This is a genomic window from Pseudomonas sp. HY7a-MNA-CIBAN-0227, from assembly GCF_040310325.1.
Lineage (GTDB): Bacteria > Pseudomonadota > Gammaproteobacteria > Pseudomonadales > Pseudomonadaceae > Aquipseudomonas.
The window spans coordinates 1-291 of the sequence record NZ_JBEOPT010000067.1 but is presented as its reverse complement, the minus strand read 5'-3'; the positions used below and the strand labels follow the sequence as shown (position 1 = coordinate 291).

Sequence of the window (291 nt, the reverse complement as noted above, 5' to 3'; positions counted from 1 at the left end):
ATATGGCGCAGCGGACGGGACTCGAACCCGCGACCCCCGGCGTGACAGGCCGGTATTCTAACCGACTGAACTACCGCTGCGTATCGCTCAGACTTGCGTCTGTTTGAACCTTCAGGACCTGTTGAAGTATCACCTTCAACCGCCTTTAACATCTGACAGATCAGCCTTGGCTTCTCAGTCTCAAATCCGATAAATCGAACCTGTAAAATATGGCGCAGCGGACGGGACTCGAACCCGCGACCCCCGGCGTGACAGGCCGGTATTCTAACCGACTGAACTACCGCTGCGCGT

Annotated in this window: 2 tRNA genes; both read right to left on the bottom strand. The window is 56.4% G+C overall.

Annotated elements, in window-relative coordinates:
* Positions 1 to 3: 3 nt before the first annotated feature.
* Positions 4 to 80: transfer RNA gene (locus tag AAEZ06_RS27005), tRNA-Asp, on the bottom strand.
* A 130-nt stretch (positions 81 to 210) separates the two neighbouring features.
* Positions 211 to 287, bottom strand: a tRNA-Asp gene (locus tag AAEZ06_RS27000).
* Positions 288 to 291: the final 4 nt, after the last annotated feature.